Genomic DNA, 25,498 nt, shown 5'->3' with positions numbered 1-25,498 from the left:
TATTGTAAGATAATACCACCTACCTACTAATAGTACGCTATCCCGCCCCCAAAGACAGCCCCGGGTTGTTCAAAAATAATCCGCAGAACTCCATACCCGCACAAGCCGCCCCCCAGGTTCTGAGTAAAATAGAGTAAATAGAACAGTGAGGTGAATGACGAATGGCAAATTCAACAAAGCTCCGCAAGCGGGCACAGCAGCTGAAAGGCCAGCCGGTCTGCATCACTTTGCATAATGGGCGTTCCTACGTAGGGTGGATTACAGACCTGAACCAGGAGGCGGTGATTCTGTCCAGACACAGCACGCGTAAGGGACCATCCCCGAAACGGAAATCCTCTTCAGCTGCGCGCAGAGCAGAGGTATCCGGCTTCATGCCTTTACTAGGCTCGCTGATGGGCGGAGGAGGCGGGGCGGCCGGTATCGGCGGGGGTCTCGGACGGTTCATGGGCATGTTCGGAATGGTGCAGAAGGCTATGCCGGTGATGAAGATGGGCTACAACATGATCAAATCGATCCGGCCTTTTCTGGGCGGGCTCAAGGGCTTAATGGGCTAACACGTATATGCTCAAAAAAACGGATGTGCCGCCATTTCGCATGGGCACATCCGTTTTGGTGTGGAGATTCTTACGCCGCCGCTGGCCGCAGCGTCTCCGGTCTATTTTTTGACCACCTTGAAGTTGTCTTCCAGCAGCAGCCAATTCTGCGGAAAAGGCAGGCCCAGCTTCCAGTAGCTGATGCCCCGCAGCCCTAACTCCTTGATCAAATCGAACTTAGCCTGAATCGAGCGGGCATCCTCAAACCATACCGTATGCTGCCGCCCCTCGTCATCGGTGTAATTGAAGTGCGGCGCCTGGGCTCTATAGTCATACTGAATGCCTGCATTCCTGTTCCTTGCCAGATCAATGGCTGCCTGCGGACTGAGCGCTTTCGCATATTGCCCCCCTGCTACAAAAGGCAGTGTCCAATCATAACCGTACAGATTCTGGCCCATCATGATTTTACCGGCGGGCATCTCGCTTGCTGCATAAGTCAGCACCTGACGGACAGGCCCGATGGGCGAGACAGGCATCGCCGGCCCCCCGCTGTAGCCCCATTCATACGTCATAATAATGACGAAGTCAGCCACCTCGCCGTGGACCTTGTAGTCATGCGCCGTATACCAGGCCCCAACCTGTGACGCGCTGGTCTTGGGGGCAAGGGCGGTGGACAACAGGAAGCCCTCCTTGTGAATGACGTCTGCCGCCTTCCGCAGAAAAGTGTTGTATGCTTCACGGTCCTCCGGCCGGAGAAACTCCAGATCAAAGTGGATATCCCGGAAGTTCAGCCGCTTCGCTTCCGCAATGATATTCTCAAGCAGCCGGTCCTGGACCTCCTGATCATTCAGAATGATGCGCCCAAGCTCCGAGCTGAACTGGGCATCCTCCAGATTCGTCACAACCATCATCAGCGTCACCTGATGCTCTGCGGCAATGGAGGCGAGGCCGTCCAGAGGCGGCGGTACCAGTGTTCCGTCCCGCTTGATCCGGAAGCTGAACGGTGCGAGATACGTCAGCTCAGGAGCAGCCTCACGTGCAGCATTCTGCAGCGGCTGGGAGACACTCTCCCCCCGCGGCTCCACATATGCGTTCACTTCCGCTTGCCGCCTCGGTCCAGGGGGAAGGTACAGCCGGAGCCCGACCTGCAGCGGCTGATTCAGCGTCAGCCCGTTCACCTCAGCCACCTCGCTTGCCTTCAGGCCGAACCGCTTGGCGATGCTGTAGTAGCTGTCGCCCGGCTGCACCCAATAATATTGCCCGGCAATCGGGATTACCAGCGCCTGCCCCGCCACCAGTCTTCCCGGCGCAGAGAGCTGATTCGCCTCAGTTATCGTATCTGTGCTGATTCCGTAGGCCTGCGCAATGCCATACAGCGTCTGGCCCGGCTGCACTACATGTATTTGCATATCGTTCCTGCCATCCCTTCATAGTAGCCGTTTTATCTCTATTTTATTCGGCGGCCCTGCGGGTATGCGGAATCAGGCGGATCAGGCGAATTCTTATATATGCACAAAAGACACCCCGGAGGGTGTCTTGATGCTGGTGCTATCAATGGTTGCTGATCCTATGGTGCTGATGCTATACCTGCTTGAATTCAATCCATTCAATCTGCAGACCGGGCTTGACGAAGTCGAGCTTCAGCTCATACCGTCCGGCTTCCAGTTCAACCTTGACCAGCTTCTGTCTGATCCACCGGCCTTCCGTTCCGTTCGTCTGAATGGTGGTTACCGCTTGTCCATTCAGAGTCAGGTTGCAGGCGCTCTGCGCAAGCTCAGGCTCAGGAGACATGATGCTGACAATAATGCGGTACTGGCCCGCCTCGTCAGCCTGAATGTAGGTCGGCCCGGACACCGCAGGCGTTACCTGTGCGTTCTCGCTCAGAACCTGTACATGCTCAGCCGCGATAGCCAGATCAGCCTTGAACGTATCGACCGCTTCAATAATCTCATGCTTTCTGGAGAACACCGGCGCCTTCATGATGAACTCACAGATGTTGATTGCGCAGCGCTGAAGCTCCCCGCGGGTAAGGGTACCGTTCTCCAGAGATGCGATCGTGTTGTCGTCATAAGCGTTCACTTCTGCCCCATAGTTGCTGACAACCATGTACACATCGTTCTGCGCACGGACCATCCAGTTCATATTCTTACGGTCTGCCGGCCCTCCGTTCACCACATCATTCATAATCGCCCACCAGTCGGTCATGACGATCCCCTGGAAGCCCCATTCGCCGCGAAGCAGCGTGGTGTTGAGGTCATAGTTGGAAGCCGCCCAATGCCCGTTCACAGGGTTGTAGGAGGTCATGATCGAATTGGCCCCGCCCTGCTTGACTGCGATTTCGAAGCCCTTCAGGTAGATCTCACGAAGCGCGCGTTCCGATACGACAGCATCGACCTTACTGCGGTGCTTCTCCTGGTTGTTGCAGGCAAAATGCTTCAGCGTCGCATTAGAGCCGCCCTTCATAATTCCGCGTGTGCATGCGGCAGCGAAGATCCCCGAAATCAGCGGGTCTTCGGAGAAATATTCGAAGTTGCGCCCGTTCAGCGGGCTGCGCCGGATATTCAGCCCTGGTCCCAGCAGCGCATCCACCTGGTTGCGCAATAATTCCTGGCCTTCCATGACATACAATGCTTCCACCAGTTCTGCGTTCCATGTAGCGGCGAGCAGGGTGCCAATCGATACCTGTGTAGCCTTCGCTCCACTGTCCATACGGATACCGGATGGGCCGTCCGCTGTAGCTGCAACCGGAATGCCGTAGCTGAACAGACTGTCGCTGACGCCCCCGAACGCCGAAGCCGTACCCGGAGTTACCAGAGGGCTGCTCATTCCTTCGCCCCGGACAATCGCCGCCAGGTCTTGGTCGCTTAGCTGGGCAATGAAGGTGCTCATGCTGACTTTTCCGTCATGGACATCTCTCAGGGTATATCCCTGATTACCGGTCTGCGCAAGCGTCTGCGGCAGATTGCGTTCAATCCGCTCCGCCAGATCCACCTTGCGTGTAGGTACCTCAGACGAGACAAGCTCATACGAACCGTCTGCCTTACGGGCACCCGGCTTCATCCGCATGAAACTCTCAGTAGGTGCCATTGCTTCTTCCAGCTGTTCCACAACCTTAAGCTCTTCCAGCACATAACCTTCTTGTCCGTCCAGAAGCACTGCTGACACCGCTTTGACACTGGTGCCTGCATAGAAGCGGTAGGTACCGGCTTCGAGCACATAAGCGGAAGCATGCCCGGTCACACCAGCGTCATCATAGGAAGCCATGGAATGGAGCGGGAAGCTCACAGTAAGGCGCTGAGACTCACCAGGCTCGAGCAGCTTGGTCTTAGCGAAAGCTGCCAGCGCTTTGGCCGGTTGACCCAGCTGTCCCTGCGGCGCTTCGTAATACACCTGCACTACTTCTTTACCGGTATACACCGCTCCCGTATTCGTTACAGTTACACCAATTTCAATCTGCGGCTCGCCCGCCTGGTTCACCAGCTTCGCTTCCTCCGGCTCCAGCTTGAAGGTCGTGTACGAGATCCCGTAGCCGAATTCATACTGAACCTTATCGGGGCAGAAGGTCTCGAAATAGCGGTAGCCTACATAGATATCTTCCTCGTACAGGTTCTTGAACTCATTGCCGTAGTTGCGGGTCGACGGGTAATCCTCAATGGAATACGCGATGGTGTCCGTCAGCTTGCCGCTTGGCGTAACCTCTCCGGCCAGAACATCGGCAATCGCGTGGCCGCCTTCCATGCCGCCATGCCAGGAATAGATCACAGCAGAGATAGGATTCACATAAGCGGCGTCATTCACCCAGCTCATATCCATGATATTGGACACATTGAGCACCACAATCGTCTGTTCAAAATGAGCCGTAACCGAGACAAGCATCGCCTTCTCATCTTCCGTCAGCCGGTAGCTGCCTGCGGTATCGGCATTATCCTGATCCTCGCCCGCCGTACGTCCTATAACCACAACCGCTTTGGCTGACTGGCTTCGTGCCTGCTTCACCAGCTCGTCCGTAAGCGGCATTTCCTTCTGGTTCCACGGCTCCGCAGCCCATACCTTGCCGCCGTCATCGAACGGGTTAAGCCCGATCCAGGCCTCATAGGCTGCAGCCAGTTCTTCATTCACGCTAATGTTCTTCTTGCTGCGCAGTCCATCCAGCAGGTTCGTCGTATATGCAACGTGAACGCTACCGCCCGATCCAGTACCGCTGCGGTAATAATTCACCTGTATTCTGCCAAAAACAGCAACGCTCTCACCGTTACCCAGCGGAAGCACCTGTCCCTCATTCTTAAGCAGTACCGCGCCTTCTGCGGCTACCGTCCGGCTAAATTCTGCAAAACCCTCTAACGGCACTCCAATGTTCTGTGTACTCAATTGGTTTCCTCCTGTATGTTCATTTCCCATGCTGTGGGTTGATTCTATAAATAACGCCCTCCCGAAGGGAATGTACGTTACCTTGAATCTGTATGGTCTTGCATATAGCATATCCTTCTAAGAATATAAGCTCCAGCCATATTATTCAAGCACCGCTCTAAAAATAAAAAGACACCTGTGCGGGCGTCTTTCAAGCCTGTTCCTATGCAATCCGCTGCGCCTGAATAAATACGTCCGGATCTTCTGTTTATTTTATCTGCGGCGGCGGCCCTTCATCATGCGGTTGTACATAATAAGAGCAGCAACGATCATGCCCAGCATGGCTACACTGCCTGCCGATTCCTGCGACATGCCGAACATCAGGCACACACTTGTCACTAGCTGTCTTGTCAGCAGCGCGACGGCTATCAGCATGATAGGCCGCCATATGTTATATCCTCTCACTTTAGCAACACTCCTAACCCGATTTTCAATAATCGCATGATTCCTCATTCCATGAACCATCAATTTCTATTATAGCACAAGAAGGAATGCGCATACATTTTGCAGGCGGCCGGGGAGGTGGATTACGCTTTGACAAGAACGTACGTTCGATATATAATGCTCACATATGAGGGGGATTGAGACCGTGGATGTAATGGAGAAACTAGAGATTCTGACCGCTTCAGCCAAATACGATGTGGCGTGCACTTCAAGCGGTTCCGACCGTAAGGGCCAGGCCGGGACGCTCGGCAACACCTCTGCGATGGGCATCTGCCACAGCTTCGCGGCGGACGGCCGCTGTATTTCGCTGCTGAAGGTGCTTATGACCAACGGCTGTGTATATGATTGTGCCTATTGCATCAACCGCAAGTCCAACCCCATTCGCCGGGCGGCCTTCACCCCCGAAGAGATCGCAGATATCACCATGCAATTCTACCGCCGTAATTATATAGAAGGATTATTTCTCAGCTCAGGCATTATGCGCAGTCCCGACTACACCACCGAGCAGTTAATCGGCGCACTTGAGCTGCTGCGCAATGTCTATCATTTCAACGGTTATATTCATGTAAAAGCCATCCCCGGAGCAGACGAAGCCCTGCTGTCCAGACTTGGGCTGCTCGCCGACCGCATGAGCGTCAACATCGAACTGCCCTCGCAGGAGAGTCTTGGACGGCTCGCCCCCGATAAGAGCAAGGTATCCATCCTGAAGCCGATGGGGCTGATTAGCAGCCGGATCAAGGAGAACCGCTCCGATATCGTCCGGTATAATCACGCGCCCCGCTTCGCTCCGACCGGACAGAGCACCCAGATGATCGTGGGGGCAACGCCAGATACGGATTACCAGATTCTTAATCTGACGGAGGGATTATACCGCAAATACTCGCTCAAGCGCGTCTTCTTCTCCGCCTACACCCCGGTTGTGGAGGATTCCCTCCTGCCCGCTCTCGACACCAAGCCACCGCTGCTGCGGGAACACCGGCTCTATCAAGCCGATTGGCTCCTGCGTTTCTACGGCTTCAAGGCGAATGAATTATTGGATGAGGCCGTGCCGAACTTCAATCCGCTGCTGGACCCCAAATGCAGTTGGGCCGTTAACCACCGGGAGCAGTTCCCCGTTGAGATCAACCGCGCCCCTTACGAAATGCTGCTGCGTGTACCCGGCATCGGCGTAAGAAGCGCACAGCGGATCGTGAAGGCCAGACGGGCCGGAGCGCTCGATTTCCATGCGCTGAAGAAGCTGGGAGTGGTCCTCAAGCGTGCTCAGTTCTTCATCACCTGTAAGGACAAACCGCTGGAGGGACTGAAGGTAAGCGAGCACACCCTGCTTCGCTCACTCATGTCCGGGGAGCAGCTCGCTCTCCAGCAGCCGCAGGTGGAGCAACTCACGCTGTTCGACGACTTCAACCTGTCAGCACTTCCGGCAGCAGATAGTTGGAACCTGCTCAAGAAGGGGGCGAAGGCCTGATGTTCAAGCCGTCCGCACTGGCGTATACCTATGATGGAAGCTTCGAGGGCCTGCTGTGCTGTGTGTTCGAGAGCTATGCCTGGAAGGAGACTCCGTTAACGATACATTCCGCAGATGCAGAGCAGGGGCTGTTGCTGGAGGCCAAATGGATCGAGACTGACAAGGACAAGGCAGCACGGGTACTGAAATCCCTGCCGCTGCGGATCAGCCGGGAAGCCGAAGAACTGGTGCGTCTGGGCTTCTGGAGCTGCGCTCCCGAGAAGGAAATGCTGCTGTTGAACTTCCTGTATCTCGGCTTCCAGCATGGCCGCAAGGTGATGAATATGCTGGCCGACGACACGGTGAACACACTAATGAAGGCCGTACAGCAGCTCCGGCATGAAGCGCATCTGTATACAGGCTTCGTCCGCTTCTCCGTATACGGACCGGTCATGGCCGCAGTCATTGAACCGCAGGGCTATGTGCTGCCTGTGATCCAGGAGCATTTCTGCGACCGGTTCCAGGGGGAGAGCTTCATGATCTACGATCAGACGCACGGAGCTGCGCTGATTCATGAGCCCGGACGGGAGGCCATCGTGCCGTTAAACGGCTGGACCCCGCCCGAGCCCGATGAGACGGAGGAAGCGTACCGCCGCTTATGGACTGGCTTCTACAATGCCATCGGCATCAAGGAGCGCTACAACGACCGGCTGCGTTCCTCACTGATGCCGAAGCGCTACTGGAAGCACATGGTGGAGATGAATGGAAGGGGCGGTGTGCCTGTACTTTCTGCGGGGCAGCGGAAGAGAGCATTGCAGCCGGAAGCGCCGAAGACCTCATCGATCCCGGACATCCAACTTCAACCATCGGATACAAAAAGCGCCCCGCAGCCATCAACATGACTAACCGGAGCGCTCCTTGATTCAAGCCTTCTATATTATTAATGAAATAACTCTATCGTCCTAACCTTAGTTCAAAGCCTTCCATACCCAGTTCTCAACCTCTGGAAGGTCAATGCCTTCTTCGCGGATGTATGCATGATGCTTCTGCACGATGGCATCCATCTCGTCAGCGATGGACTGGTATTTGCTTGCTTCCGGCAGGCTCAGCACAGCTTCCTTCGTGAGGTCGAAGCGGTCCATCTGGTTGAGGACACGCATATCGAACGGTGTAGTGATGTCGCCATTCTCGCGGTAGCCATGCACATGCAGGTTATGGTTGTGGCGGTCGAAGAACAGGTCTTTGATCAGGCCTTCATAGCCGTGGAAGGCGAAGATGACCGGTTTATCTTTTGTGAAAAATTGATCAAACTCCTCGTCAGACAAGCCGCGCGGATCAAGCTTCTGACTTCTCAGCTTCAGCAGATCGACTACGTTAATGTAACGGATCTTCAGCTCAGGCAGCTTCTCATGCAGGATCGAGATGGCAGCCAAGGCTTCCATAGTTGGTTCTGTACCCGAAGAAGCGATGACAAGATCTGGCTCTCCGCCTTTGTCGGTGCTGGCCCAGTCAATGATCTTGAGGCCTTTAGTTACCAGCTCCTGAGCTTCGTCGGCCGAGAACCACTGCGGACGCGGATGCTTGGAGGATACAATCAGGTTGATCTTCTGACGGTCATTCAGGATCGTGTCGAAGACAGCCAACAAGCTGTTCGCATCGGACGGCAGATACTCACGGATGAATTCAGGCTTCTTGTCAGCCAGATGGCCGAGCAGACCCGGATCTTGGTGGGTATAACCGTTATGGTCCTGCTGGAATACGGTCGATGTGGCGATCACGTTCAGGGAAGGAATATCTTCTCTCCAGGTCTGATCTGTCGCCTTACGCAGCCACTTGAAGTGTTGGGTAATCATCGAGTCAACCACGCGCAGGAACGCTTCATAGCTGGCGAAGAATCCGTGGCGCCCAGTCAGGACATACCCTTCCAGAATCCCTTCCGCCTGATGCTCAGACAACTGGGAGTCAATGACACGGCCGTATGGAGCAAGGAATTCATCCTGCGGTTCCTGAATGGCATCCATCCATTGGCGCTTGGTCACTTCGAATACAGGTCCCAGACGGTTAGACATAGTCTCATCCGGTCCAAAAATCCGGAAGTTGCGGTTCTCTTCGTTGAGCGTAACAACCTCTTTCAGGTATTTCCCCAGCACGGCCATATCCTGTGCAATCACTTGACCCGGAACGGAATTATCCAGGGCGTAGTTGCGGAAGTTCGGCTTGTGCAGGTCTTTGATCAGCTTGCCGGCATTCGTTACAGGGTTCATCCCCATACGTCTGTCGCCGGTTGGCAGCAGCTCAGCCAGATCCGCGTTCAGACGGCCGTTCTCATCGAACAATTCTTCAGGTCTGTAGCTGTTCAGCCATTCAAGCAATGCCGGAGCATGCTTCATGTTCTTCTGATCAACCGGAATCGGCACCTGGTGGGCACGGAAGGAGCCTTCATTCGGCACGCCGTCCCATGCTTTGGGACCAGTCCAGCCCTTAGGCGTACGGAAGACCAGCATCGGCCATACAGGACGGGTAGTATCATTATTTTCACGGGCATTCTTCTGAATTGCGGCAATTCTCTCTACGATCGTATCCAGCACCTTCGCCATTTCCGGGTGCATCAGATCCGGGTTCTCGCCTTCTACGAAGAATGCTTCCCAGCCATTTCCGGCAAAATATGCGGTCAATTCTTCTCTGCTCATCCGGGAGAGGATGGTAGGGTTGCTGATCTTGAAGCCGTTCAAATGCAGAATCGGCAATACAGCACCGTCTGTAATCGGGTTGATGAACCGGTTGGACAGCCAGGAAGCGGCCAGAGGGCCGGTTTCTGCTTCGCCGTCACCTACAACTACTGCAGAGATCAGATCAGGGTTATCGAGAATCGAACCCACGCTGTGCGACAGGGAGTAACCCAGTTCGCCGCCTTCGTGAATGGATCCAGGTGTTTCAGGAGCAGCATGGGAGGCTACACCGCCAGGGAAAGAGAATTGCTTGAACAGCTTTTTCAGACCAGGGATGTCTTGGGTGATCTGGGGGTAGATTTCAGTGTAGCTTCCGTCCAGATAAGAGTTCGATACCATCACCTGACCGCCATGGCCCGGGCCTTCAATATAGAACATGTTGAGATCATATTTAGTGATTACACGGTTCAGGTGCGCATAGATAAAGTTCTGCCCAGGGATGGTGCCCCAGTGTCCGATCGGCTTCACTTTGACATCTGCATCCTTCAGCGGTTCTCTTAACAACGGATTATCCTTTAAATAAAGCTGGCCTACGGAGATGTAGTTCGTTGCACGCCAGTAAGCGTCAAGCTTTTCCAGATACGTTTTCGAGGAATAATCCACCTGTTCGATTGTTAATCCCATGTCTTCCACTCCCTAATCTTTTTCTTTGTATTTTGAATGTATCACTTCTACAGTTACATCATACATCGGCATTTCAGAAATTCAATCTTTTTAGAAATTAATACGGTCCAATATTGTGAAATTTTGAACATAGTATGAAATTCGCTGCAAAATTCGCACAAAATTATATTCTTTTTTATATTTATGGATTAATTTGTTATGTCCGAAAAGATGCCAAAAAGACCGGGACTCCTCCCGGCCTGCTATACCTCAGTTATGCTATTTACAACGTCCACCCGTTAATGCACAGACACGAACGTGTTGAACTTCAGATACTCATAATGGAAGCGCATATGCGAGAATTCAAACGGCGTGCCGTTATCCAGGAAGAAGATTCCTTCCATAATCCCTACGGGTTCATTCTCCTTCAGATGGAGCAGCTCCTGGTCATTCGGCAGCGACGGCTCGGCAAAAATAGACAAAAAGGATTTAGTCACCGCCAGATTGCGCGACTCCTCCAGATAATGAAAAATCGAGCCCTCGATAATCGTCTGGTCGAGATTTTGCACAATTTTGATCGGAATATATCCCGTCTCAATCATGAAGGGCGCACCTTCAAACAGACGCAGACGCACGATCTTATACACGAAATCATGGGGCATCAGGAACAAATCCCGCTGAAGCTCCTCCGTGGGCCGGATGACCTCGAAGCTCAGCACCTTGATCTCCGGCTTCTTGCCGTGCATCTGGAAGTTATCCGACACCCCCAGGTTAGAGCCCTCGTAATTGAAGATCGAATCGTTCTTTATGTATAGCGGATTGATGAAGGTGCCGGAGCCGCGTTTCTTGAAAATAATGCCCGAGCTCTCCATCTTCATCAGCGCACGCTTAATGGTACTGCGGCTAACCTGATACGCCTCGCTGAGACTGCGCTCATCCGGCAGCTTCATATCGGCGTACTGCCCGGCAAAGATCTTCGTTTTGAGGTCAGCAATAATCTGCTTGTAGACAAATTGGGTCATGGGGTGCTCCTTCGTCGGGTCTTTGCAGAACCAGTTCATTCAAGATTAAATATATCATAATTTAGATAGGGCAAAAAGGATGAATCCACGGATTCACCCTTTTTGACGCTTGTTGTCCCAATCCCTATACCATTTGACAATCTCCCGGCTCGGTTTCTCCGCAACCTCTGCTTCCATAACCGTTTCCAGTAATACATATTGTCTTTGCACCAGAAAATGAAAGCCCATGCTATCCGATATTTGCATGTACAATAATTGCGCTTGCTCCTCTAACGGATAGCGGGTGCACACCTGTTCAATATGCTTAAAGGCCTGTTCATATTCTGCATTCCCCATATACCAGCGGACCAGATTCAGCTTGAGCCGAATCCACTGCAGCTGGAATCTCTGCCGTTCAAGCTCCGCCCACACATAATCGTACCCCTCCAGATATTCGCTCTTGAACAGCTTCAGGATTCGTTCATATTCAGGCAGTGTGTCATTCGACAGCTCTAACCCCGCTTGGATAAAGCGGTCAAACTCATCAACGTCCAGGCAGATCCCATCCAGCTTGAGCAGATAGCCGTCCGCCGTATTTTGCAGGAGAATCCGTTCTCTGCTGAAAGGCTCCAGCATTTTGCGGATATGATACACAGCGGTATATAACTGCGGATAGGCCCTGTCCGGATCAAAATCAGCCCATATTAGCTCAATTAGAGTCGCTTTACTGACCACTTTGCCGCGATGATGCAGCAGATAAAAGAAGATTTCCTGCGCCTTCGCCGTTCTCCATTGCAGTGACGGAAGCTCCTGACTCCCTTCGTAGATCCGGAAGGCATCGAGCATCAGCATCCTCCAGCTTGTCTGCGCTGACGTTGCCCGGGCTGCCAGGCCAGGCTTCTGCTGAGCATTCAATCTCCGCACTGTAAGCTTCAGACGGTCCATATGAATCGGCTTAAGCAAATAGTCCAGGGCATTCAGCTCAAAAGCCTTGATCGCATACTTATCATATGCCGTTACGAATACAACCTGCAGATCGGGTCTTCGCTCCAGTAGCCTCTCCGCCAGCTCAATCCCGCTCAGCTCCGGTAAATGGATATCGAGAAACACAATGTCGGCCTCGGTCTCCTCCACCTTTTGCTGCCCTAGCAGCGGATCGGTATATTTGCCGATAATCTCAAAATCACCAAGCGCATGCAATTGGCGTTCCAAAGCCTTTAGTGCCAATTCTTCATCGTCAATCAGGATTGCTTTCATTCGGATCTCCTTCGCAGCTGGAAATCGGTAAGGTGTTATAACCATTATACTTCAAATTTAATGATTTAGGGGTTGGAGGAGAATGATCTCTCCTCCAACCCCTATCCATTTATTCTGTAACCCGTTGTTCCTTCTGTTCACTGTCGATCCGGTACTGATGGTCGATGACAGCCTCCTGGATATCCAGGTAGGCCCAATGATTCTTGGAGACATCCGGGAATTTCACCGCATCTGCTCCATGGAGCGGACCGCGGCCAAACATCTGATTAACAATGACTACAGCTTCCGCACGGGTCAGATAAGCATTCGGCTTGAAGCTGCCGTCCGGGTAGCCTTTGAGCAAGCCCGCCTTCACATTGGCTTCAATGACGCATTGTGCCCAATGTCCGGTGGTGTCGCTCATGCTGGACTTACCATCTGCCGGTACTGCAAGCTTCAGGTAGTTGGCAGCAGCAGCGGCCATCTCTGCTCTCGTAATCGGTGCATTCCCCCGGAATTTCCCGGCCGGATCACCCTTCATCAAGCCCTGTGTATTCACAAAGGCAATGGCTGCTGCCGCATAATGACGGACAGCGACATCCGGGAAGGGAGGATTGCCTACAGCCGCACTAGCATCATAGCCCAGATTCCGGGCAAGCATGAGTGCCATCTGCGAGCGCGTTACCCGATCGTCCGGCTTGAATTCGCCATCCGGGAAGCCAACGATATAGGATACATGCGTAGCAGGCGACTGATTATTGAAGTTGATAATCGTAAAGGTACTGAATTTGCTTACCGAGAATTCCAGTCCAAGCAGTCCCTCTTTATAGGTAACCGCTTTGCCTTTGACAACCTCTTTCGTGCCGTCGGTATGTTCAATGAAAATACCGAGCTGTGCCAGGAATGCATTACGCGCCGCTTCATTCGCAGGCAGCTTCACATCTCTTAGCGGCAGAATCAGGGTTACTGCGCGGCTGGACAGGTTCGTCTCGATGGTCATCGGTCTGGCGACCACTTCGATTTTGTTGTCCTTGGCCACTTCACGGACCACAGCTTCGAGCGTGGCTCTTTTCTCGATTTCATTCCGCTCTGTTGCACTTCTCACCGGCACCAGCCGGAAATAGAAGTCTTGTAAGGTGCCTTCCAGCGATTCATTCGGAACACGCACAATCGCGTTCTCCGTATAGATTTCCAGTACAATCCCATTTTCTTTCAGCAAATTTGCGGTCTCCGCCGGAATTTGGACATTCACTTCGCTGACATTGTCCGCCGCATCCGGGATGACTACACGGGCAATGCTTTGTCCCGTCTCTTTCGCCTTCTTCACCGCTTCTTCAGCCTTATCCTTGGTGAAGCGGACCAGATCAGTTATGGTTCCGTTGCTGTGCGTCGTCCGCTGAACCGGTACCTTCGTGATCCCCACCGCATTGGCACCGCCTATGGCTACATCCACCTGGATGAGTTCGGTTTTGGCAGTATCCGGTGCAGGAGCAGGGCCGGAGCCTCCGCCGCTGGAAACAGGCTGTTCTCTGGTAATGATCATGGTGTAGGTGTTCGTTCCACCTGCGGAATCCTTGACGGTAACCAGAACTTCATTCTTGCCTACTTTCAGAGGGAGCGCTTTGCTCCATTCGCCGTTCTTCACCTCTACCGGCGCTTCACCGGTAATGCTGAGTGTTACCACCGCACCCGGGTCAAGTGTTACCGGCTTGAATGACATTTCATATACACTGTTCCCTACAGTTACATCATAACTTGTAGTTTCAGGCTTGAGCTCCGGCTGCAGGGTGCCGCTTGAAGGCTCCAGGGAGACCAGCTTCCCGCTTGCGCGGATGACCTGAATCTGGTATTGGCCCAGCTTAACGCCCGGACGCTTCGCATCCACAATATCCACCTGAATGATGTTCAGCCCTTCCTGAAGCGGCAGCTTGCTCCAGTCACCGTCAGGGACCTCTACACCGTTCAGGCTAACCTTGCGCAGTGTATCGTTATCTCCTGCCGGGGCAAGATTCAGGGCGATGGTACCGGTCTCGTTAGGCACGGTCGCCTGATAGCCGCTTGGTACATCCGGCTGGAAGCCCGGACTTAAGGATACCGGCTTGTCCCCAACGAATAATCCCAGACCGTTCTCAGGCAGCTTGCCTGCCTCTGAGATATACTTGGAATCTCCGCCAAGATCAATTCCCGGCTGCAGACCCGTAAGCGGGTTATTCTTGTTGCCATTCTCCGTTACGTTGCCAAGCTCTGGATCGTAGCTCAACAGTCCGCCCTTATGATCTTCCGGAATGGACACGATCAGTTCATTGCCGTTGATCTCAAAAGGCTCCTTAAGCGGCACACCGCCGTAAGTGAATCCTGACAGATCGGTAAGATCGTTGATTGGCTTGTTGAATACCAGCTTGAGCTTGCCGGCTTCGGGATAAGCGGCAATGAGCTGAAGCGGAATCACATTATTATCCTTCGTGATGCCGGACTGCTCGCCAGCCTGGATCGGCTTCAATTCGTTCAGGACGTTGCCTTCAGCCGTAACATTACCGGCAGCAGGGTCGTACCCTACGATCAGCGCATCATCTGGACCGAGCGCTTCCTCCAGAACGACTTCTACTTTATCGCCCTGTACGGACTTCACAGCAATCACTTTCCGTCCATCGACGGTAAGCCCGGTGAAATCAGCATCGGTCAAAGCAGAACCTACAGGCTGGTTGAACGTCAGCACAGCATGATCCGGCTGTCCTTCATTTACCGCCACATGAGTCAATTCCAGCTGCGGCACGGTGAACGGTACCAGCTTCGTTTCTTTTCTTACCTCATCACCGAATATCTTGGTAGAAGTCACCGCTACATGGTAGGACCCTGGTGCCAGCGGTCCCGGCAGCTTGGTGTCCCACTTATAGACATCATCAGTTACCGTAATGCCTACTTCAAGATCGAACAGATAGGCATTAGGATGAACGTCCACTTTATAGACGGCAGCCGTAACTACCGAGTCCAGTGCAGCTTGTCCGGTTACCGGGAGCGGGAAGTCTGCTCCGTATACCTCGGTTCCGTTCGCAGGCTCTTGAATCTGCAAAGAGTCACCGAACGGACCGTTAGCGATCAGCGTAAAGTCGGACACTGGCTCCTTCCCCGGCGTCTGAGCCTCGATTGCCGACTCTGCGGCATTGTATTCGATTCGAACCACAGGGTCATTGGACAACGGGCTGGCCAGGGTCAGAATAATGACACTTGGATCTTCGTCGGATACTACAGCCTTCGTAACATCGACCAATTTTCCGTCCAATGTTACTCTGAAGTCATCTGTAGTATCCGCATCGTCCGCGTTAAACTTAATGTCCTTGTCGAACTTGATAGACACCTGATTGTTGCTTCCGGCTGTATAGCTTGCGCTGTCAGCTACCGGCAGCTGCTTAACCAACCCGGCAATTGCATCCTCCAGACCCTTGCGGGCAGCTTCGATTTCTTCCGGGGTAGCATGGTCATTATCAAGAACAGCGTTGGCAGCATCTGTTGCCTTTTGAAGAACAGCCAGAGACTCCTTTGTATAGGTCTGCGGAGCAGTATTCAGATAGCCCTGCGCTGTAGTAGCATCCGTTTTCAGCGGTGTTTTGTCCAGCAGTGTAATGGTTGTGTTAATGCTGGTGGTGGAATCTCCTGGCATGCCGCCGTATTCAACTAGGTAGGCATGCACCCCCTGGGAGTTAGTTGGATAATCATTCCATTTACTTTTATTAGGACCGCTTGAATAAATATGGACCACATGCTCGTATGTTTTATCATTGGGCTCATTCGGAGCCCAATTAGCGTACATAGGGCCGTAAGTTGCATCGGTAACCTCGGCGGCATCATTTTTTCCTCCATCGGCGAGGTACCCCTGGTAAAAACGAAGTCCTGATTTGCCTTCGAATTGCACCAATCCTTCCGGTCCGGTTACCCAGCGCCAATCGCCGTAGCCTTTATATTTTTCAATGTTCTGCAAGGTGGAAACGCGCGTAGTAGCCCTATCGTTTTGTTGTTCATTTTGTTCACGAGCCACATCTTTCCCGCCAATCCAGCCAATTACTGGAGTCTTATCGACAATAAAAGCGTTCTCATCCGGGTCAGTAATCGTCACCAGATACCCCTGGCGTCCATAATAACTCTTCTTCTCGGCATCCGCCTTGGCTTTCGGCCACTTGATGCTGGTTTCCGCCACATACTCATAGAAATGGCCGTTTTTATTAAAGGCCGGGACAGGACCAAGGCCGAAGGTCAGACTGCGCTCTCCTGGTGATGTCATAGTGAATTCGGCATTTTCCAATACGCTCTGATACTCTGCAGTTGAAGCTCCGCCTTCTAATATATAGACACCGTTCCCCGCGCCGGATTTAACTGTAATTTCTGTACCAGTTGTTACGAACGTAAGCTGGTCACCCTGCTCGTACCCGTTAATGACAACCGTAGCCCCTGACATCATTTCACCCGCTTCTGCGGTGATAGAGAGCTCAGGGAATGTTAATTTTACTGCGCCGGAACCCTTGGTGAAGCTCCGGTACTTATCTGAAGTGGAAATTTGTTCTGTACCCTCATTATCCGCTACAGCCGCATGGGCCACGGGTCCGGCCAGCGCAAAGTTGGCAGCAACCAGCGCAATCGACAACGAGGCTGCCAGAGCGCGGGAACCTCTTTTATTCCATTTCTTCGATGTTGTCATCTTTTTTTGTTCTCCTCATCTAATGGGACTTTTATGGGATCAGCCGACACTTCCTATTATTCATAGACCGCTTGCCTGTTACCTGTACTTTCCTCCCTTCTTATGCAGGCGTTCACCAAATCGTGCGATACGGATACCGACAGGTTGTGTATCATAATCTCTTAGTTTCTAATACTATCCGACAGACCTCTACATTAACTCTACAAATCTCCTTCATTGTGACAAAAATCATTGCATAATTGCGAAAGACACCTTCCCTTTGTGCTTCCAGTCATTTTTATAGCAAAAAAAAGACACCCCAAAGGGTGCCTTCGCTGATCTTGCGGATCGCTTATTTGCGTTAATCCACCGGGATATACATCTTCTGAATCTCCTGCACCCCGGGCTTAAACCCGAGATTGTAGTACATAGATTCCGCATCATTTCCTTCCATTACATACAATCTCAGCAGCGGATACGTCCCCTTCAGAGTGGTAAGGGCTCTTTGCAGCATCCGTGTAGCCAATCTTCTCCCACGATAAGCGGGATTAACGCCAATGCTATAGACTGCGGCCACATCATCCTGGAGACACAGCCGGCAATTGGCAATGAGCTGATCTGTCGCGTTATCGAATACCAGCGTGGAAGCCTGCGTTAATATTTCATTGGAGTAATTAGGATCTTCACCGGGTATAAAATCTTTTAAAGCAAATTGCTTCCTCCGGGTTGCATCCAGTCCGCCTCTAAAGCTCTCAAAATCACAACGGGCAATCTCTTCTTCAAGAATGAACCTTTTGCCTCCGTCCTCAGTCCCTTCCACTTCTGGACTCTCAATCCTCAGATCATCCTCCCATTTGATGTGAAAATATTCTGTAGGCCGCTGCATCCAGCGGCATCTGAATTCATCCGGCCAGAAGCCTGCCCGGGCATACAGATGAACCTGATCCGGTAGAATCTCATAGGTGCGTATGGGCTCCTTCCGGTCAGACCAATGAATCAACAACGCTTTAAGCTGCTTCAATACTCCAAATGAATCGTTAAAGGGCGGGATTACAAAGAGATGGTAGATCACATTCGGTGACATCCGGACTCCGCCGACTTTGCTCCCCCCCTTGTATATCCAAAAGGCATTCCTGCGCGGATTCGCATAGCTTTCCTCTCTAAAAAAACCGTTATACTCCATGTTATAATAGACGGAGCAATATATTCCCCACTCCTTGGGCTCTGCTCTTCGGATAGACCACTCACCGTTTAAATCGTAGGATATCGTATCTTCAGACCATTGCTTTATACTCATCTTGCACTCCTCCTTATACTTCCAGCCATCTAGCCGCACTCACATATACTTGATCTTATCAACGCCATACCCCCATTCAAATATAGGAAACTGCTATAAAAAGACTCTACTGTTTGTTTTTTTCTCAAATATAGGCTATATTGTCAGACCACTATTGTCTTATAATGGAAGTGGGCGGGATTCTTCGGTCATTTGTGAACGCGCGTTCATAACCCTGCCTGTTATCTATCATGAGGAGGAATGGTTATGCAATACGGTCATTTTGACGACAAGAACAAAGAGTATCTGATTACAAAACCGAATACGCCTGCTCCCTGGGCCAACTATCTCGGCTCGCCGGAATACGGTGCGATTATCTCAGGCAACGCCGGGGGCTACAGCTTCGTGAAATCCGGGGCCAACGGACGGCATATCCGCTATCATTTCAACTCCAAGGACGAGCCTGGGCGCTACATTTATATCAAAGACCTGGAGAACGGCGATTATTGGTCCGGCTCCTGGCAGCCGGTAGGCAAGAATCTGGAGCAATACAAATCCGTCTGCCATCATGGAACCGGATACACGAACATCGTCTCAGATTATGACAACATTCATACCGAGTCCTTATACTACGTACCGCTGAACAAGACCTATGAGGTATGGCGCATGAAGATCCGCAATGATGGCACCACTCCGCGTAAGCTGGCTCTCTTCGGCTTCGCCGAATTCACCAATGACAACAACTATGAGCAAGATACCGTGAACCTGCAATACACGCTGTTTATTTCCCGGACCTACTTCAAGCACGATAAAATTCTTCAAGTGATCAACGAAAACATCGCGGGAGAGCAAACCTGGAGATTCTTCGGCGCGGCCGGAGCAGAGGTCGCCGGTTATGACGGGGACCGCGATACGTTCCTAGGAGATTACCGCAGCTACGGGAATCCGCTCTCCGTGGAGAACGGGCAATGCTCGAACTCACTGAACTATAATGCCAATGCCTGCGGTGCCCTGCAGATGAATGTAGAGCTGCAGCCGGGAGAAGAGAAGGAAATTGCCTTCCTGCTGGGACAATATGATGAAGAAGGAGCCTCCGGCATTCTTAGCCACTACCAGGATTTGTCCGTGGTAGACCGGGAGCTTGAAGAACTGAAGACCTTCTGGCACAGCAAGCTTAACCGCTTCCAGGTGCAGACTCCAAGCAGCAATCTGAACCATATGATCAACACATGGAACGCATATCAGTGCTTCATCACCTTCATCTGGTCGCGTGCCGCCTCCTTCCAGTACTCCGGCCTGCGCAACGGGCTTGGCTACCGGGATACGGTTCAGGACATCCAGGGCATTATCCATCTGGACCATGAGATGGCTCTCGAACGCCTGCGGCTGATGATCTCTGCCCAGGTATCCAATGGCGGCGGACTGCCGCTGGTGAAATTCGACCATAACCCGGGCCATGAGGGAACACCAGACGACCCTGAGTATGTGCGGGAGACTGGACATCCCCACTACCGGGCCGACGATGCCCTGTGGCTGTTCCCCACGGTTATCAAGTACCTGAATGAGAGCGGAAACTGGGACTTCACCGATGAGGTCATTCCTTATTCAGATCAAGGCGAAGCAACGGTGTATGAGCATCTGCGGCAGGCGCTTCAATTCAGCCTCGACCGGATGGGCGCGCACGGGATGCCGGTTGGACTTCATGCCGACTGGAACGATTGTCTGCGGCTTGGCGCCAAGGGTGAATCCCTGTTCGTGGCCTTCCAGCTGTACATGGGCTTCAAGGTATTCATGGGCATCGCGGAGAACAAGAACAAACCGGAGGATACTGCGTGGGCACAAGGGCTGCTGGAGGAGCTGGACGGTAATATTCAGAAGTATGCCTGGGAGAACGATCAGTTCGTCCGCGGCTTCACCGAGGATAACTATACCATCGGCTCGTGGGAGAACGACGAGGGCCGAATCTGGCTCAATCCGCAGAGCTGGTCGGTGCTTAGCGGCGCAGCCCGCCCTGAACAGGCCAAGCTCGCCATGGACAAGGTCTATGACAATCTGCGGACTGATTACGGCACGATGCTATTCTACCCGCCATTCCGCAAATACGGCTTGCCGGTGGCACTGATGGCGCTGTTCAATGCCTCAACGAAGGAGAACGGCGGCATCTTCAGCCAGCCGCAGGGCTGGCTCATCCTGGCGGAGACGGTGATTGGTAACGGTGATCGCGCGTTCGAGTATTTCCTGAACTGCAGCCCGGCCACCATGAACGACAATGCGGAGGTCCGTAAGCTGGAACCTTACGTCCACGGCCAATTCGTGGAATCCAAGGACAGCCCGTATCAGGGGCGGGCCCATGTCCACTGGCTGACCGGCACCGCCTCCACTGTCATGGTCTCTCTGGCAGAGGGCATAATGGGTGTTCAGCCGCAGAAGGACGGCCTCCGTCTGGACCCGTGTGTCCCTTCGGACTGGACCGACTTCTCCATGGTACGCGAATTCCGCGGGAAGAAGCTGAACATCCAGGTGGAGAACAAGAACGGCGTTCAGAAAGGCGTCTCCCGCATCGTCATCAACGGCGAAGAAATCCAGGGCAATCTGATTCCTGTGTCCCGTATGGCAGCAGAGAACGATGTGCTGGTTGTGATGGGTTAACTTCACGCCGGTTCATGGAACGGCATAGATCAATATGAAGAAGGAGAGCAGTCCCACGGGGTGCTCTCCTTCTTTTTAACGTATACTTCAAGTCTGCAATCCCGGCTTCGCGTAGCTCTCCGACTACTTCAATATCTTATTCAGCTCTTCCGCCGATTTCTTGCTGTTCGCTCTGGCATAGAAGTAGAACGCAACCGTATGCAGAATCACGGATAACAGCAGCATTCCAGGCCACCAGGCGCGGATGGAAGCGAACATCTCAATGGAGAACAACCACACCATACCCATCCCGCCTGCAATACTGAGAATCGATCCAATAAGAATATTCCACAGCGGCTTCAGCGTAAATTGATTCCACAGTACATTGTACATAATCCCGAATAACACGGCAGCAATGGCGGCGATGCCCGCCAGACGCCACAGATACAGCATCTCCACCGGCTGATCTCTGAAGAATACCGTTAACAGCAACGTGACCCAGAGCGACGTAAGAGTAAATACTTGAAAGAATCCTTGCTTGAGCTGATTAGCCATGATAACTCCTCCTGAAATGATTGATATAGTAGCGGCTGACCGTATAGGAACTATCATTCGTCAGCAGGACTTCCACCCGTGCATTAGCGGTTGCCGAGAATTCTTTAATGTAGCGGATATTGATAATCGTCTGGTTGTTGATCTTGATGAACCCGGGCACATCCAGCGCATCGAGCGCGAACTTCAGTCTCGTATTCAGCAGGTACATCTCTCCGGTAATGAGCCGCACACTGCACATGCGGCCCTCCGCCTCTATGACTGCAACCTTGCCCGCTTCCAGGGTGACCTGGCGGTTATTGATAGCATTGATGACGGTAATCCGCTTCTCTGCCGCCTGAAGGGCAGCCTCAAGGTGCTTCCATTGTTCCTGTTCTGACGGATGCGTAACGACCTTGGCCCATCCCCGGTCCATCCCGCTGTCTGCTTCAAATCTGATCTCCAACTGGCACTGCCTCCTCTCAACACCCATATTATTATCCCGGAAGCATCTTGACCATCATTCTGCGTTTTCTTGCAGGAATCTATCGTTTTGTTACATAACCGCTCTTTTGAGGCATTCTTATCCCACAAGGAATCCTTGCTGCGTTATCCGCACTAATCGGGTACCAGACGTGTGTGGAGATCGCTGAGGGGGGATGGCACCTTAACCCGGTTTCTGAAAGACAACGGAACCTCTTGCATAGCAACGGATGATTGCAGTTGGGCCTACTATATCTCTTACCCGGAAGATGTGGAACGGGCAGTTGCCCGGACTGCGCTGAACAATTATGCGCCCAAGGCGGTTATCTGCTCCTGTCCTATCCCCAGGAACAATTATGTGAAGCATGTATTCAACTCCGCATCTGTAGATATGTATATCGTGATTGGCAGCAGAGACCGACCCTGCGATTACAGGTAACTTCGATACGTATACCCGGATGAACCATTCAGAATGGAGCTGGATGAGCGGTTATCGCAATATATCCTGCCGCCCTCGAAGGATCATGCAGTGTATATCTTCAGACGTAAGCGATAAGGGGCAACAACTGGCTTGGAACAAAACATTCAACCCCTTCGCCCCCACTTGGCCACTTGTAATCGGTTTTCCGATTACATTCGGCCCGCTCGCCTCCGCCTAGCCCTTTGTAATCGGTTTTCCGATTACATTCAGCCCGCTCGCCTCCGCCTAGCCCATTGTGATCGGTTTTCCGATTACATTCAGCCCGCTCGCCTCCGCCTAGCCCATTGTAATCGGTTTTCCGATTACATCTGGCATGCACGGTGCAATCAGCCACATGTCCTCCGCAGGCGTAAACCATCATCTCCTCTATAACAAAATAAGGCAGGCTACGGGAACTTCCCGGCAGCCTGCATGACATTTCTTTTAGAGCCTCGGATCGATCTCCTTCTCCTTCGTCACCTCGAACAACAGGTTCGCGGCAATCTGTTTGTAGGTGCTGTTGTCCGCCGAGATCTCCTCCAGCTTAATCTCCAGCATGTGCTTACCCAGCCGGTGCTCAGCCAGGGAAGTGCGCAGCTTAGGTGCGATATTCTTCTGCTTCATCAGCTTGGCATACTTGTGCGGAAATCTGTAGTCGTAGCCGTAGATGATCGACAGGTAACCCGGATTACGGACCTTCAGGTAAGGGACCACTCCCGGCTGCTCCTGCTCCGGCTTGATCACGATCCCCTCCATCTTCTGCTCAACGGTTATGGCGGCGAAATATTCCTCAGCCCGGCTGTAAGCCTCCGGCTCCTGCAGGTCCAGCACCAGGATCTCATCGTCATTCAGGAAGCGGTACTGCTCCGAGGTTACTCCCTCAGGCATCCGTTCCTCCCCGCTCTCCAGCACTTCCTTCAGAATAGCAAACGGCTTATAATCCAGCTCCGCCTCCCCGGCGTACAGCTCCAGCTGCCGCTTATACACCCGGTACGCCTCGTCCCTCTGGTCAAGCCCCACATAGGCATCCCGGATGCTGCGGACATGCTTATTTGTCTGGTATACATGAGCACCATAGCTGGTATTAAGCGCTTCTTTGGTCAGATGATGCTGATCCTGCTCGAATCCGCTGGCTTCATACGCCTGAATCAGCTCACCGAGCGAATCCTCGAACCCGTGCTCTCTCAGGAACGCAAGCTCATTCTCCAGCGCCCGCCCAATCGGCTGGAACTGGCGTTCAATCAGCCCTTCCCCCAGCGCCTTCCAGGGCAGAAGCTCCCCGTCCAGCAGCAGCACACGGATGCCTTGCTCCGCCATATACGTTCCGAACCGCCCCAGCAGTCCTTCATAGACCGGCGTCAGATCTGCAGCCTTGACCTTATAGCCATTGCGGCTAACCGCATAACAATGCTCTACGTCCCGGAATAGATACACCGTGCAGCGCGATCCCATATACTTAGGCTGAAGGACCACCTCAGACACCCCGCGTCCTGCAAAATAATCCAGACCCTTGCGCAGTGACTCCAGCTCGCCTGCTACTTCATCCTTATCCGCAGGCGACATCGTCCCGGAGATGAAGTTGACCTTATTCTGCGAGGAATAGCGCAGTCTGCGCATGGACTCCGCATCCAGCTCCTCCACAGAGACCATGCTCACTTCGCGGAAGAGAACCGGCAATTCTTCCGGCAAGAGCTGCTGGCGGGATTTATGGCTTTTGTAGAACGGCTTGAAGGTTATAAGGACAGAAGTTAGCCCGTTCCCATGCACCGCCCCTGTATCCAGATGTAATTTGTTCTTGATACGGAACGTCTGCTTCGCGGCAATATGTCCGAACAGATGGAACGGATGATTGCCCTCCGCCTCCTCCTTCAGGAAGCCCAGCTGCTGCTCGTACGCAGACTCACGGTCTAGCCGGAAGTTGCGCTGATGGCGCAGCGAATTCGTATCCAGCTTCCCGATGTACTTATTGCGGCAAGGCGCATGCGTCACATAGAAGGAAGGCCCCCGATTCCCGATATAGCGGTAAAAGGGCTTCGCTCGCTCCACCAGCACGGAGAATTGACGGAACAGCTCTTCATCTTCCTGTAACACCTGAGTGGAGTCAAAATAGGTTCTCAGCAGCTCCGGCTCAGTCCCCTTAATCTCCCCGCGCAGGTACTTGTAGACGAAATTCTCATGGTTGCCCATTACGAACAGGAAATGCTCCTGATTGTCATACAAAAACTCGATAATCTCCCGGGTCTGCTTGCCTTTATCGATCCAGTCGCCCGCTAGGATGATCTGTGTATTCTTCAGCTTATCCGTGGCGCATAGCTTCCCTTCTTCAATCCGGTAGCCGTAGCTGCGCAGCAGCCCCTGCAGCTCTTGAACACATTCGTGTACGTCGCCGACCACAATGTATTCCTGATCTCGCGGAAGCACCGCAGCGGCATAGGCCTCCCAATCCTGAATATGCACCCGGTAATCCGGGTTTGGCAGCTTTTCCCCAGAACCTTCAGTACCTTCAACACCTTCCAGCAGAAAATCCTTGGCCCGCACCTTATGAATACCATGGTAGCCCTCGCGGGACAGCACAGGCAGCACTTCCCGGCGCAGCCGGTTCAGGTGATTTGAGATCAGCTTCTTCGAGCGCTCCGAGGCATAATAATCCTCCCGCTTACGGTAATCGAACAGAATGACCTCCAGATTATACTGGTTCTCCTGGGCAATCGCCCGCACCTTGCTGCGGTAATCCTCAGCGAGACCTATCGTATCCATAATGACAAACTCCGCATTAATCGGCCAGGAGGTCACCCGCTTCAACCGCTCGAACAACAGCGCGAACGTATGCGAGCTGGCCTCCAGCATGACCTGGTCATATTTATCGTAGTCATAGCCCAAGATCTCCTGACGGATCAGGTCTGAAGAGAGATACTGCACATTCGTGCGCAGACCTGTGGTGCTGTCCGCAGCCTTAAGCTGTGGGATCAGCACTTCTTTGGCAAAAGTAGACTTCCCGCACTCCGTCGCGCCCACCAGCATGAATATCGTGTGTACCTTCGTCTGAATGTCCAT

The 25,498-nt window shown here is 52.8% G+C and carries 15 protein-coding genes; 4 read left to right on the top strand and 11 right to left on the bottom strand.

The genetic code is table 11. The annotated features are described in order from the left end of the window. The first annotated feature begins 161 nt into the window (after positions 1–161). Positions 162–554, top strand: a complete 393-nt coding sequence (locus tag NYE24_RS21590; RefSeq protein ID WP_076155741.1) for a hypothetical protein — start codon at positions 162–164, stop codon at positions 552–554. 101 nt (positions 555–655) lie between these two features. Here NYE24_RS21590 and NYE24_RS21585 read toward each other — a convergent pair whose 3' ends face one another. From NYE24_RS21585 to NYE24_RS21575, 3 genes are all read right to left on the bottom strand, one after another. Further along, a complete protein-coding gene (locus NYE24_RS21585; protein WP_342476627.1) occupies positions 656–1,942 on the bottom strand; it encodes a glycoside hydrolase family 18 protein in 1,287 nt (428 codons plus the stop codon). 172 nt (positions 1,943–2,114) lie between these two features. Continuing rightward, the gene (locus tag NYE24_RS21580) at positions 2,115–4,901 is read right to left on the bottom strand and encodes a glycoside hydrolase family 3 C-terminal domain-containing protein (RefSeq protein WP_036691299.1); all 2,787 of its coding nucleotides are present in this window, start codon (positions 4,899–4,901) and stop codon (positions 2,115–2,117) included. A gap of 252 nt (positions 4,902–5,153) precedes the next feature. After that, positions 5,154–5,315, bottom strand: coding sequence for a hypothetical protein (locus NYE24_RS21575; protein WP_235218339.1), 162 nt, complete (start codon positions 5,313–5,315; stop codon positions 5,154–5,156). A gap of 223 nt (positions 5,316–5,538) precedes the next feature. On the opposite strand from NYE24_RS21575, the gene NYE24_RS21570 reads away from it, so the two are divergent. Both NYE24_RS21570 and NYE24_RS21565 read left to right on the top strand, forming a co-directional pair. Further along, positions 5,539–6,849 (top strand): putative DNA modification/repair radical SAM protein, encoded by a 1,311-nt coding sequence (locus NYE24_RS21570; RefSeq protein WP_342479278.1) that lies wholly within the window; start codon positions 5,539–5,541, stop codon positions 6,847–6,849. Further along, positions 6,849–7,730, top strand: a complete 882-nt coding sequence (locus NYE24_RS21565; protein WP_083677848.1) for a TIGR03915 family putative DNA repair protein — start codon at positions 6,849–6,851, stop codon at positions 7,728–7,730. The genes NYE24_RS21570 and NYE24_RS21565 overlap by 1 nt, the downstream gene beginning before the upstream one ends. Positions 7,731–7,796: 66 nt before the next feature. Here the strand turns inward: NYE24_RS21565 and NYE24_RS21560 are convergent, their stop codons facing one another. From NYE24_RS21560 to NYE24_RS21540, 5 genes are all read right to left on the bottom strand, one after another. Beyond that, positions 7,797–10,181 (bottom strand): phosphoketolase family protein, encoded by a 2,385-nt coding sequence (locus tag NYE24_RS21560; protein ID WP_036691304.1) that lies wholly within the window; start codon positions 10,179–10,181, stop codon positions 7,797–7,799. A gap of 278 nt (positions 10,182–10,459) precedes the next feature. Further along, complete coding sequence (locus NYE24_RS21555) at positions 10,460–11,182, bottom strand: GntR family transcriptional regulator (protein WP_036691306.1); 723 nt, start codon at positions 11,180–11,182, stop codon at positions 10,460–10,462. Positions 11,183–11,275: 93 nt separating this feature from the next. Continuing rightward, positions 11,276–12,418, bottom strand: coding sequence for a response regulator (locus tag NYE24_RS21550; protein WP_076155748.1), 1,143 nt, complete (start codon positions 12,416–12,418; stop codon positions 11,276–11,278). Positions 12,419–12,527: 109 nt separating this feature from the next. Further along, the gene (locus tag NYE24_RS21545) at positions 12,528–17,087 is read right to left on the bottom strand and encodes an S-layer homology domain-containing protein (RefSeq protein WP_342476626.1); all 4,560 of its coding nucleotides are present in this window, start codon (positions 17,085–17,087) and stop codon (positions 12,528–12,530) included. A gap of 340 nt (positions 17,088–17,427) precedes the next feature. Beyond that, positions 17,428–18,363 (bottom strand): GNAT family N-acetyltransferase, encoded by a 936-nt coding sequence (locus NYE24_RS21540; RefSeq protein ID WP_341028216.1) that lies wholly within the window; start codon positions 18,361–18,363, stop codon positions 17,428–17,430. Between the two features lie 246 nt (positions 18,364–18,609). On the opposite strand from NYE24_RS21540, the gene NYE24_RS21535 reads away from it, so the two are divergent. Further along, complete coding sequence (locus tag NYE24_RS21535) at positions 18,610–20,991, top strand: N,N'-diacetylchitobiose phosphorylase (RefSeq protein WP_342476625.1); 2,382 nt, start codon at positions 18,610–18,612, stop codon at positions 20,989–20,991. A 123-nt stretch (positions 20,992–21,114) separates the two neighbouring features. On the opposite strand, the gene NYE24_RS21530 is transcribed toward NYE24_RS21535, so the two are convergent. The 3 genes from NYE24_RS21530 to NYE24_RS21520 all read right to left on the bottom strand — a co-directional run bounded on the left by NYE24_RS21530 (position 21,115) and on the right by NYE24_RS21520 (position 25,498). Next, complete coding sequence (locus NYE24_RS21530; RefSeq protein ID WP_342476624.1) at positions 21,115–21,525, bottom strand: hypothetical protein; 411 nt, start codon at positions 21,523–21,525, stop codon at positions 21,115–21,117. Beyond that, on the bottom strand, positions 21,518–21,967 hold the full coding sequence (locus NYE24_RS21525) for a LytTR family DNA-binding domain-containing protein (protein WP_342476623.1): 450 nt from the start codon (positions 21,965–21,967) through the stop codon (positions 21,518–21,520). The genes NYE24_RS21530 and NYE24_RS21525 overlap by 8 nt, the downstream gene beginning before the upstream one ends. 921 nt (positions 21,968–22,888) lie before the next feature. After that, positions 22,889–25,498, bottom strand: coding sequence for a metallophosphoesterase (locus NYE24_RS21520; protein WP_342476622.1), 2,610 nt, complete (start codon positions 25,496–25,498; stop codon positions 22,889–22,891).

It is taken from the genome of Paenibacillus sp. FSL H7-0350, from assembly GCF_038593195.1.
Lineage (GTDB): Bacteria > Bacillota > Bacilli > Paenibacillales > Paenibacillaceae > Paenibacillus_AQ.
The sequence above is the reverse complement of the archived record's forward strand: the minus strand, read 5'-3'. Positions and strand labels throughout refer to the sequence as shown.

Coding starts and splice junctions, on each gene's coding strand:
- NYE24_RS21590 (WP_076155741.1), top strand. CDS start 162: ATGGCAAATTCAACAAAGCTCCGCAAGCGGGCACAGCAGCTGAAAGGC.
- NYE24_RS21585 (WP_342476627.1), bottom strand. CDS start 1,942: ATGCAAATACATGTAGTGCAGCCGGGCCAGACGCTGTATGGCATTGCG.
- NYE24_RS21575 (WP_235218339.1), bottom strand. CDS start 5,315: ATGCTGATAGCCGTCGCGCTGCTGACAAGACAGCTAGTGACAAGTGTG.
- NYE24_RS21570 (WP_342479278.1), top strand. CDS start 5,539: ATGGAGAAACTAGAGATTCTGACCGCTTCAGCCAAATACGATGTGGCG.
- NYE24_RS21565 (WP_083677848.1), top strand. CDS start 6,849: ATGTTCAAGCCGTCCGCACTGGCGTATACCTATGATGGAAGCTTCGAG.
- NYE24_RS21560 (WP_036691304.1), bottom strand. CDS start 10,181: ATGGGATTAACAATCGAACAGGTGGATTATTCCTCGAAAACGTATCTG.
- NYE24_RS21555 (WP_036691306.1), bottom strand. CDS start 11,182: ATGACCCAATTTGTCTACAAGCAGATTATTGCTGACCTCAAAACGAAG.
- NYE24_RS21550 (WP_076155748.1), bottom strand. CDS start 12,418: ATGAAAGCAATCCTGATTGACGATGAAGAATTGGCACTAAAGGCTTTG.
- NYE24_RS21545 (WP_342476626.1), bottom strand. CDS start 17,087: ATGACAACATCGAAGAAATGGAATAAAAGAGGTTCCCGCGCTCTGGCA.
- NYE24_RS21540 (WP_341028216.1), bottom strand. CDS start 18,363: ATGAGTATAAAGCAATGGTCTGAAGATACGATATCCTACGATTTAAAC.
- NYE24_RS21535 (WP_342476625.1), top strand. CDS start 18,610: ATGCAATACGGTCATTTTGACGACAAGAACAAAGAGTATCTGATTACA.
- NYE24_RS21530 (WP_342476624.1), bottom strand. CDS start 21,525: ATGGCTAATCAGCTCAAGCAAGGATTCTTTCAAGTATTTACTCTTACG.
- NYE24_RS21520 (WP_342476622.1), bottom strand. CDS start 25,498: ATGGACATTCAGACGAAGGTACACACGATATTCATGCTGGTGGGCGCG.